Origin of the sequence: Candidatus Latescibacter sp., assembly GCA_030692375.1 — a bacterium.
Lineage (GTDB): Bacteria > Latescibacterota > Latescibacteria > Latescibacterales > Latescibacteraceae > JAUYCD01.
In genome coordinates, this window is record JAUYCD010000073.1 from 1 (window position 1) to 8,336 (window position 8,336).

8 protein-coding genes are annotated in these 8,336 nt (G+C 50.8%); 6 read left to right on the plus strand and 2 right to left on the minus strand.

Annotated features, from left to right (window positions below; translation table 11 throughout):
• The first annotated feature begins 627 nt into the window (after positions 1-627).
• The 6 genes from Q8O92_04765 to argF all read left to right on the plus strand — a co-directional run bounded on the left by Q8O92_04765 (position 628) and on the right by argF (position 7,400).
• A complete protein-coding gene (locus Q8O92_04765) occupies positions 628-1,041 on the plus strand; it encodes a DUF494 family protein (protein MDP2982624.1) in 414 nt (137 codons plus the stop codon).
• Between the two features lie 27 nt (positions 1,042-1,068).
• On the plus strand, positions 1,069-3,285 hold the full coding sequence (topA, locus tag Q8O92_04770; protein MDP2982625.1) for a type I DNA topoisomerase: 2,217 nt from the start codon (positions 1,069-1,071) through the stop codon (positions 3,283-3,285).
• 2 nt (positions 3,286-3,287) lie between these two features.
• Positions 3,288-4,190: a tyrosine recombinase gene (locus Q8O92_04775; GenBank protein ID MDP2982626.1), complete on the plus strand. Its 903-nt coding sequence runs from the start codon at positions 3,288-3,290 to the stop codon at positions 4,188-4,190.
• Between the two features lie 182 nt (positions 4,191-4,372).
• Entirely contained in the window at positions 4,373-4,912 is a 540-nt protein-coding gene (hslV, locus tag Q8O92_04780) for an ATP-dependent protease subunit HslV (GenBank protein MDP2982627.1), read from the plus strand.
• A gap of 2 nt (positions 4,913-4,914) precedes the next feature.
• Positions 4,915-6,288 carry an ATP-dependent protease ATPase subunit HslU gene (gene hslU / locus Q8O92_04785; GenBank protein ID MDP2982628.1) on the plus strand — a complete coding sequence of 458 codons (1,374 nt, stop codon included), beginning with the start codon at positions 4,915-4,917 and terminating at the stop codon, positions 6,286-6,288.
• Positions 6,289-6,467: 179 nt separating this feature from the next.
• Positions 6,468-7,400: an ornithine carbamoyltransferase gene (argF, locus tag Q8O92_04790; protein MDP2982629.1), complete on the plus strand. Its 933-nt coding sequence runs from the start codon at positions 6,468-6,470 to the stop codon at positions 7,398-7,400.
• A gap of 103 nt (positions 7,401-7,503) precedes the next feature.
• Here argF and Q8O92_04795 read toward each other — a convergent pair whose 3' ends face one another.
• Together Q8O92_04795 and Q8O92_04800 are read right to left on the minus strand one after the other, a co-directional pair.
• Entirely contained in the window at positions 7,504-7,944 is a 441-nt protein-coding gene (locus Q8O92_04795; GenBank protein MDP2982630.1) for a hypothetical protein, read from the minus strand.
• Positions 7,922-8,119, minus strand: a complete 198-nt coding sequence (locus Q8O92_04800) for a hypothetical protein (GenBank protein MDP2982631.1) — start codon at positions 8,117-8,119, stop codon at positions 7,922-7,924. Before Q8O92_04800 ends, Q8O92_04795 begins: the two co-directional genes overlap by 23 nt.
• Between the last annotated feature and the right edge of the window lie 217 nt (positions 8,120-8,336).

The following is an 8,336-nucleotide window of genomic DNA, read 5'->3' on the forward strand; positions in this document are numbered from 1 at the left end:
CCCCCTAAATCCCCCAAAGGGGGACTTAAAAGACTGCAATACAAGGCTTAAATGGTTTTTTTAAAAAAGTTACACCTTCACATTTTCTTCTTTACCGCGAAAAGTCCCCCTTCGGGGGATTTAGGGGGCTGCACTCAAAAATTAATAATAAGTATTTGTTTAATAAAGAGTTAGGAAAATATCATAGCAAGTTTGTGAATAATCCGGGTTAAAAATCATGACAGAAAAAATCGTCTCCCCCGAACCAAAACAACCTGGTAAATAATAATAAATCGGGTGCGTGAAATGCTATCTTTTTCTCCGTCCGCGATATTCGGGAGATGGGGAATGGGGGTGAGGGAACTGTATTTGGTTTAACAGCGTATAATAGCGAGTAAATCAAAACAAGTTCCGGGAGAGCCGGGAAGCATCACCTGCCTGGTTCCCCGTCCGCAGAATATATGAGAATTTTCTCGCAAAATTCGCTACTCAAAGCGTATTCCAAAACGTCTTTTCGTAACGCGGCGCATATCTCGGGTATGAATTTCCTTGATTCCCGGATTGATAAAGACTATATTTTCACCTTTGCTATTCATAACCTCATGAATGCTTGAAACTTAGAATAGCATTATTCGCACGGGGCGGTATGTGAACGAAAAAACTATAGAAATTCTCATCCAGCTTCTAGGACATATAAAAGAGAATGACCTCGATGTCGAAAGCCTGAGTGAGTTTTCAGAAAGTCTGATCATTCGGGGCTACAACGAACGCGAGGTGGCTGAAGCTCTCAGCTGGTTGTTTGATAAACTTAATTTCCTGACGGTGAAATCCACCGAAATAGCCGAACAAAAACAGGAATCCGTCCGCATCCTTCATGATTACGAGCGCTTGAAAATTTCTCCCGAAGTGTATGGCTACCTGCTGAAATTAAAAGCCCTGTCCGTTATCAACGGTTCACAGATGGAGAAAGTGCTCGATTACTGCATGCTCCTGGGTGCGGATACTCTGGAGGAATCCGAAATTGATGAAATCGTGGCTTCCATCCTGTTCGATGATCACTGATGAGCGAATGAGGAGACTATCAATATAATGGGGAAATTTTTAGTAATCGTTGAATCTCCAGTAAAAGCGAAAACCATCAATAAATTTCTCGGTCATGACTACATTGTCAAACCCACCGGTGGGCATGTTATCGATCTCCCCCCTAAGGAGTTCGGTATTGATATCGAGCGTGGTTTCGAACCGAAATATGATGTGATCAAGGGGAAGACGAGGGTGCTCCAGGACCTGAAAAAAACCGCCAGTGAAGTTGATACCGTTCTGCTCGCCACCGACCCGGACCGTGAGGGAGAAGCTATCGCCTGGCATGTGGCGAACTGGGTGGTGAGAAAAGGACAGCCTTACTACCGGGTGCTGATAAACCAGATCACTCGCGATGCGGTAATTCGGGCTGTAGAAAACAAGGGCGAGCTTGACCTGAAAAAAGTGAACGCCCAGCAGGCTCGCCGAGTCCTTGACCGCCTCGTAGGATATAAAGTCAGCCCGGTTCTCTGGAAAACCCTGTATTCCGGGCTTTCAGCCGGGAGGGTGCAATCGGTGGCGCTTCGGCTGATTGTGGAGCGTGACGCTGAAATTGAGGCTTTTACGCCCGTAGAGTACTGGGATATAAAAGCCCTCCTGGCCACCGGCCGTAATGAGGAGTTCGAGGCGAAGCTGGTAAAAAAGGGCGGCAAGCCGGTGAATATCGGGAATGTCTCTGAATCGGAAGCGATGGTCAGGGAACTGTCCGGCGCCTCCTATTCGGTCAAGGATGTCACCAAAAAGAAGACCAAAGGGTATCCCGCGCCTCCTTTCATCACCAGCACCCTCCAGCAGGATGCAGCCCGCAGGCTGGGTTTCACCGTCTCGAGGACCATGCGGATAGCCCAGGGCCTTTATGAAGGGATCGAGCTGGCGGAAGGCTCGGTCGGCCTCATCACTTACATGCGAACCGATTCCACCCGAATCGCTCCGGAAGCCCTTGCTGAAGTTCGCGCCTACATTTCGGAAAAGTGGGGTTCGAAGGAGCTGCCCGCCCAGCCGAACATTTACAAAACGAAGAAAAGCGCCCAGGATGCCCATGAAGCTGTCCGCCCCGCATCGTTTTCAAAGAGTCCCGAGAAAGTTAAGGCATTTCTCACTCCCGAACAGTTCAAGCTCTACTCGCTCATCTGGAACCGATTTGTCGCATCCCAGATGAAACCATCCGAATCGACGGTTACCACTGCCGAAATCGCTGCCGGAAAATATGAGTTCAGGGCAAGCTCCACCCGAATCGACTACAAAGGGTATCTGGCGGTTTACGAAGATATTCGGCAGGAGGATGAGGAAGCTCCTGCGTCCGCTCTTCCCGAAAGCCTCCGGGCGGGGGATGCTCTTACTCTGAAAAAGCTTACTCCCTCCCAGCATTTTACCAAACCGCAGGCTCATTTCACCGAAGCGGCGCTGGTAAAGGAGCTGGAGACCCTCGGCATCGGGAGGCCCTCCACGTATGCTCAGATCATCAATACCATCCAGGAACGAGAATATGTCCGACGGGAAAAAGGCAAGCTGCTTGCCACTATCCTCGGCAAGGATGTAAACCGTCTCCTGGTGCAGGCCTTTCCCCATATATTCAATGTGGATTTCACCGCAAACATGGAAGAGGAACTGGACAAGGTCGAATCGGGGGAGGATGAATGGCTGCATGTGGTCAGGGAGTTCTATAAACCTTTCAGCCTGGCTTTGGAAAACTTTACCAAACAGAGCAAGGAATTGAAAAAATCCCTGATCGAGGAAACCGATGAGAAGTGCGATAAGTGCGGCAAACCCATGATCATACGCTGGGGCCGCAACGGCCGGTTCATGGCATGTTCCGGCTTCCCGGCCTGCAAGAACACCCGGCCTCTTGAACAGAAAGAGGTGTCCGAGACCACAGATGAGATGTGCGAAAAGTGCGGGTCTCCCATGGAGGTGAAAACGGGGAAATACGGGAAATTCTTTGCCTGTTCCAATTATCCGGCATGTAAAAATATCAAGCCCTATTCTCTCGGTGTGAAATGTCCGGTGGAGGGCTGCAAGGGCACGATTGTAGAAAAGCGGTCAAAAAAGGGCAAGATTTTCTACAGTTGCAATCAGTATCCGTCCTGCAAGTTTGCAAGCTGGAACAAACCGGCGGCGGTTGGCTGCACGGTGTGCGGCTGTCCCACCATGATCGAAGGGAAAAACGGCGAGCATACCTGCCCGCGCTGCAAAAGTGTCGGCGAAGCTGAACTGATAGAGAAATGATCATGCGCACATTCCTGGAAGCATTTATCACGTTCATCAGCGCTCAGAAGAACTATTCCATCCATACGGTCGATGCCTACCGGCGCGACCTGTATCAATACCTCGGGTATCTGGGCATGAAAACCGGCTCCGATGAAGCCGGGATCGAGTATTTTACCCGTAACGGCATCCGGGAATACCTGTACGTTCTCTCCACCATGGGGTTGACGAAAAAGAGCATCGCCCGAAAACTTGCTTCTCTCAAATCGTTCGGCAAATACCTTGCGGCTGAAGGAATCATCGAAAAGAATCCTGCCGCAGAGGTAAGAACCCCACGCCTGGAAAAGAAGGAGCCGGTTTTTCTGAGCCTGAGGGAAGCGGAGCTTTCCATGGAAAAACCAGAGGGGGAAACCCTGGCCGGCAGCCGTAACCGGGCTATTCTCGAGCTTTTCTACGGGTGCGGGATACGGCTTTCCGAGCTTCACGGGCTCGATACGGGGAATGTGGACTTCCATGAGGGCAGCATCCGGGTTCTCGGCAAGGGAAAGAAGGAACGCATTGTCCCCCTGGGCCGTAAGGCGGCGCTGGCGCTGAAAAGCTATCTCCCCTATCGGAACGACCATCTGGTGAAAAAAGGGTGTTCCGGCGAAAAGGCCTTTTTCATAAGCATACGCGGCGGCAGGCTGGGACGGCGCCGGATCGAATTCGTGGTTTCACGCTATCTCCGTATGGTTTCGGAAAAAGAGCATCTGAGTCCCCATGTCCTGCGGCATACGTTTGCCACCCATATGCTCGATAACGGAGCCGACCTGCGCGCTGTGCAGGAATTGCTCGGGCACTCGTCCCTTTCAACCACCCAGATCTATACCCATGTCACCATGGACCGGCTCACTCAGGCGTACCGTCAGGCTCACCCGCGGGCTTAATCGACCCGATGTAAAGACATGACGATATATTTTATTTCGTTTCTTATCAAAATAGATGCCGAAACAAGTTCGGCATGACACGTGTCATCCTGAACTTGTTTCAGGATCTAAACACTCAAAACATACGCAATTATTTATATTGTCATGTATAGACAGGATCCGGCATATGAGGTGCGAACACCATGAAGAATGAGAGAATATACGGGACAACGATAATCGGTGTCAGGCGGGACGGCAAGGTGGCTTTGGGCGGCGACGGCCAGGTAACCTACGGCGAGACAGTGATCAAGAGTTCGGCGGTCAAAGTCCGTCGCCTTTATAACGATACCATTATCGCGGGCTTCGCAGGCGCCACAGCCGATGCCTTTGCCCTGTTCGAGAAATTTGAGGCCAAACTGGAGGAGTTTTCCGGCAACATGCCACGCGCCGTGGTGGAGCTTGCCAAAGACTGGCGCACGGACAAGATTCTTCGCCAGCTCGAGGCCATGCTGGTCATTATGGACAAGCAGCATTCGTATATCGTTTCCGGCGAAGGAGATGTACTCGAGCCTGATGACGGCATCGTCGCCATCGGATCCGGGGCGGCCTATGCGCTTGCGGCAGCGCGGGCCTATCTTGACGGGACCAGGTTTTCCGCCGCCAAGATAGTGGAGAAATCCCTTCTCATTGCCGCATCCATCTGCGTTTACACCAACGATAAGATAAGTGTTATGGAGTTGTGACCATGCCTGAGACGGAAAATAATCTGACTCCCCGTCAGATCGTGGCTGAGCTTGACAAATATATCATCGGCCAGGACAAGGCCAAAAAGATGGTGGCCATCGCGCTTCGGAACCGCTGGCGCAGGCGGATGCTTCCCGAAGATATGCGCAAGGAGATCATGCCCAATAACATCATCATGATCGGGCCGACCGGGGTCGGCAAGACGGAAATCGCCCGCAGGCTTGCCGGACTTGCCGAGGCGCCGTTCATCAAAGTCGAGGCATCGAAATTCACCGAAGTCGGGTATGTAGGCCGTGATGTGGAATCCATCATCCGCGATCTGATCGATCTTGCGGTGAACATGATCAAGGAAAAACGCACCCGTGAGGTTCAGGGGAAAGCGCTGGCACAGGTGAATGAGCGGATTCTCGACCTTCTCCTGCCACCGCAGCCCATGATTGTCCAATCCGATCAATCTGTAGAGGGTGTAAACAAGACGGAAGAGCGCCGGGCAAAAACCCGTCAGAAACTGGCAGAACAGCTCGCTTCCGGACGCCTCGAAGAACGTTTTGTGGAAGTGGATGTCCCGGTGGAGCGCTACCCGATGATCGAGGTGTTCACTCCCCAGGGAATGGAAGAGATGGGGGTCAATCTCCAGGAAATGTTCGGAGGGGCTTTTGGCAGCCGGACGAAAAAACGGAAGGTGACCATCGCCGAGGCCCGTACCATCCTCCAGCAGGAAGAAAGCCGTAAGCTGATCGATGTTGACTCCGCAGTGAAAGAAGCGCTGGCCGTGGTGGAGGAGACCGGCATCGTGTTCATCGACGAGATCGATAAAATCGCCGGCCGTGGGAATCAGAGCGAAACCATTGATGTTTCCCGCGAGGGGGTCCAGCGCGATATTCTTCCCATCGTGGAAGGCTCCAATGTGATGACCAAGTACGGCATGGTCAAATCCGACCATATCCTCTTTATCGCCGCCGGGGCTTTCCATTCGAGCAAACCCTCCGACCTCATCCCGGAGCTGCAGGGGAGATTTCCCATACGGGTCGAGCTTGACAGCCTCACCGAGAACGATTTCTACCGTATTCTCACCGAGCCGAAGAATGCCCTGCTCAAACAATACCAGGCGCTGCTCCAGGCGGACGGTATCCGGCTCCTGTTCACCGAGGGCGCCATCCGTGAGGTCGCTGCCAGCGCCGCCCAGGTTAATGCCAAGACTGAGAACATCGGCGCCCGGCGTCTCCATACGATCCTAAGCAAGCTCCTGGAAAACATTCTGTTCGAGGACCCTCATCACGACGGAGTGAAAACGATTCGCATCACCAAGGAAATGGTCAAGAAAGAATTGAAGGATATCATCGGCGACGAGGATTTGAGCAGGTATATTTTGTAAGCAGGAGAAGGCGCAAAGGGAAAAGATTGTCTGAACCACTGATGCGAATGATGCTCATGATAAAAGATGATTATAAAAATAAATACAAATTTATTTTCATCATGCTAATCTCTTAATCCTGTGAATCATGGTTCAGATTTTAATTGCGTCTTTGCGAACTTTGCAAGAGAAAAGTCATTATGAAAAAAGATCTGTTAAGCATTCGGGATGTATCGGTTGAAGATGTCGCTTCTCTTTTGGAAACGGCCCGGGAGATAAAGGCTGATATTCCCGCATACTACGATGTGTTTCGCGGGCGCACGGTCGTTCTGATTTTCGACAAACCCTCGCTCCGGACCCGGGTAACCTTCGAGGTTGCGATGCGGCAGTTCGGAGGCGGCAGCATCTATATTCCCGGCAAGGATATATCCCTGGGAAAACGTGAATCGGTATCCGACGGCGCCCGTAACCTGTCCCGCTGGGTGGATGGCATCGTCATGCGGACATTCGGCCATGAGATCATCGAAGAGATGGCCGCCAGTTCCACGGTGCCGGTCATCAACGCGCTGACCGACCTTGAGCATCCCTGCCAGGCGCTGGCCTGCATCCAGACTCTGAAAGAACATCTCGGGAATCTGGCCGGGGAAAAGATGGTGTTTGTTGGGGATGGCAACAATGTGGCGCACAGCCTCATGCTTCTGTGCCCGTTGGTGGGAATGGACTTCACCATGTGCTGCCCCCCCGGCTACGAGCCGGATAATCAAATCCAGGAATACGCCCGGAGCAGTGCATTCCGCATGCATACTGCCTATACGCTCGAACACGATCCGGCTCGCGCTGTGCGAGGCGCCGATCTCATCTATACCGATGTCTGGGCAAGCATGGGCCAGGAGGGCGAAGCAGATGCCCGAGCCAGTAAATTCCGTAAATACCAGGTGAATAGCGAGCTTATGGCGAAGGCCGGGGAAAAAGCCCTGGTGAGCCACTGCCTTCCCGCACACCGTGGGGAGGAAATCACTTCCGAGGTGCTGGACAGCGGGCGGAGCATTGCATATGATGAAGCGGAAAATCGTCTGCATATACAGAAAGCGATACTCTACAGGTTAATAAAAAGACAGTCCAAAAAACAATAGTTTTTTGTTGTAAGCCAGCGCCTGTCGTGATAACCGAAGGGACAGGGGATGAGGGATTCGTTAAAAATCAGGTCGATAAATTCAAAAAGCGAATGGATCATTATTACTCTTCGAATTCATCCAATTGCTCGGATTCCTTGAGCTTATCGAGATCGATCTTGTCTTGAGGCCTTCCGCCAGCTTTCTTTGCCCGGATCAGGTCTGATCTCGAAATAAAAGGAATCTTGAAGTCATCCAATGCAACAATCTCACGATTCTTCCATGCCTCTTCAAAGTCGACTCCTGGAATCGACATCATGATATCCACCCTCAAAGGTGGTCTTCCCATCTGATAGAAGTAATCCTTGTTAGTAAAATCAGATGAGTTAAGATTAGCCAGGGGAGCGCCAAATTCTTTCAATGCCTCATACACCGAATTTGCATTGTCCGGGTCAGTCGCTATCCATACATCGAGGTCTTTCGTGAATCGCGGCTCGCTGTATTTCATTACTGCATAGCCGCCAACAATGAGATAGCGAATCTTATGCTTTTCGAAAAGATTCAACAGTTCTCTGAATTCTGAATTCGTCAGCATCTTTCCCTCGAATCAAAAAGTAATCATGCAACATTTCCGATACTGCCTCAAAAATGGCGCGGTCGCCTTGTGACTGCCAGAAGCGAATATCGAATGAGCGACTGTCATCAGTTATACGCTGGTAGCTTTCCTCTATTTTTCTCATTTCCTCTCCTACGTATGCCAAGGGTTCTGTCAAAAGTATTATGAAATTTAACACTTAAAGATCAGATATTATTAATGTTAGCAAAATTATGATGTTCTCCCCCTTGTCTAACTACCAAAATATTTTCTCAAAAGGGGCTTTAAATCAAAAAAATACAAATCGTTGCGTGTATTGTTGTAGTAGCTGTGGTAATGTGGGAAAACGTGAAACGTTTTTC